The following is a 1,826-nucleotide window of genomic DNA, read 5'->3' on the forward strand; positions in this document are numbered from 1 at the left end:
ACTTCGACCTCGAGCTGATCGAGAGCCGGACGTTCGACGGCCACACCCAAGAGCTCATCTACCGGCCCACCCTGCATGTCTGAGTCCATCTATGCACCCCGCCCCGTCAAGCAGCCGAAGACGAGGCGACGGCCTTCCCCACAGAGGTCAGCACAGCTCCGCAGGCAGCATGAACCGCCGCACACCGCCAAGGCCAGGGCACGCGAACTTCACAGCAGCCCTGCGGCCTGCTCAAGGCATGCCCGGTCGGCAGCGCTGATCAGTCCGGTCGGCAGCCTGGTCAGCAATCTCGCGTTCTCGGCGAAGACGGCCCTGCACTGCTCACGTTCTGGATGATCAGCATCACAACCGAAGATCAGCACCGCATGTTCGTCACCCGAATCGACCGGCCGGGAGAGCTCGGCGGCGACGAGCAGGATGTCGAGCAGCTCGGACCGAACGGGAACCCGCGGTTCGGCCACGAGGCGGAGCAGGAACGGCAGAGCTGTCGGCATTGCAGCGCTCATCTGGAAGACGTTGTCCATCAGGACATTGGTGAGCACTCGCTGGGCCTCAGGAGCAGTGCCCGGGTCGAGCAGACCACGCAGCACGGCTGGTATCGCCGCGGGGCATCCAGGAATTTCGGACCAGGCGACCTCGTCACAGCCGCGAAGTGCAGGATGTCCGCCGTCGGCTTGAGCTGCTTGCGGGTGGTACTCACGCAGAAACCGGGCGACCCCCGCTTCCTTGGCCGCCGTGTCCAACACGCACATCCTTGTGGCCCCCCATGTTGCACGACGCTGTTCTCCGACCAGCCCTCACATCATTGGCACTCTCCCCGGCCAAAGTCGCCTACGCAAGCAAAAAGCCCACCGCTGTTCGATGTCGGGGACGCCCGACAGTGCACCCGGCTTGACGAGTTAGGACCCTGAGGTGTCTATGACTGCGGGGCCTTTCGCCAAAACAGGATCTCCTTCTCGCTCGGAGTGGTGCGGTGCGGCCGGTCGGCCTGTCCGGTCCTCGCCCTGCCCATTGTTGGTGCGTAGGGCCTGACTGTGTGTCGAGGAATGGTTCAGTCCGGCTCCGGGTCTGTTACTCAGGCCGTGGTGGGCCGGCCGGTTTCCTGGTCCCAGGTCGCGAAGCGGATGGCCATCTCGGCCCGGTGGCCGGGAGCGGTCATCAGATGGCGGCGGGGGCGGAAGTGGGGTGAGATGCCGCTGAACGCGGACAGGAACCGCTGGGCTGCGCCGGTGCTGCGGAAGCCTTTCATCGCGCGTTCGCGCTGCCGGGTGGGCTGGTGGCTGTTCTCCGCCCGGTTGTTCAGGCCCTTGTGGGAGCGGTGCTCGATGGAGGGCATGACCTCGCGGTGGGCCGCGCCGTAGGAGCGGAGCCTGTCGGTGACGACCACCCGCGGCACCGCACCCGTGTTCTTCGGCAGGCGGCGGAAGAAGCGCCTGGCCGCGGCGGTGTCCCGCCGGTTCTGCACGAGGATGTCCAGCACGTTGCCGTCCTGGTCGACGGCCCGCCACAGGTACTTCTGCTCCCCATTGGTGGTGATGAAGACCTCGTCCAGGTGCCACTGGTCACCAGGCCGGGGCCGACGGCGACGCACCTCGCGGGCGTAGGCCGGGCCGAACTTCGCACACCAGCGGCGGGCCGTCTCGTAGGAGACGACGACACCGCGCTCGAGCATCAGCTCCTCGGCCTCGCGGAAGCTGGGCGGGAAGCGGTGATACAGCCACACACCGTGGGAGATGACCTCGGCCGGGTGCCGGTGCCCCTTGTACGACGGTGACACGTTCCCCACGGACAGCCTCCTCCAGCATGAGCAAATCGAAGATCATCCC

Annotated in this window: 2 protein-coding genes and 1 pseudogene; 1 reads left to right on the forward strand and 2 read right to left on the reverse strand. The window is 66.6% G+C overall.

Features of this window, described 5'->3' with window-relative positions:
• Window positions 1–83, forward strand: a pseudogene (locus OP79_RS57945) (dihydrofolate reductase family protein); the annotation flags it as partial.
• 126 nt (window positions 84–209) lie between these two features.
• Here OP79_RS57945 and OP79_RS55865 read toward each other — a convergent pair.
• Window positions 210–743 carry a hypothetical protein gene (locus tag OP79_RS55865; protein WP_157857550.1) on the reverse strand — a complete coding sequence of 178 codons (534 nt, stop codon included), beginning with the start codon at window positions 741–743 and terminating at the stop codon, window positions 210–212.
• A 332-nt stretch (window positions 744–1,075) separates the two neighbouring features.
• Window positions 1,076–1,786, reverse strand: coding sequence for an IS6 family transposase (locus tag OP79_RS48795; RefSeq protein WP_033329684.1), 711 nt, complete (start codon window positions 1,784–1,786; stop codon window positions 1,076–1,078).
• Between the last annotated feature and the right edge of the window lie 40 nt (window positions 1,787–1,826).

The sequence above is a fragment of the Streptomyces yerevanensis genome, from assembly GCF_000716805.1.
GTDB classification, from domain to species: Bacteria; Actinomycetota; Actinomycetes; order Streptomycetales; family Streptomycetaceae; genus Streptomyces; species Streptomyces flaveus.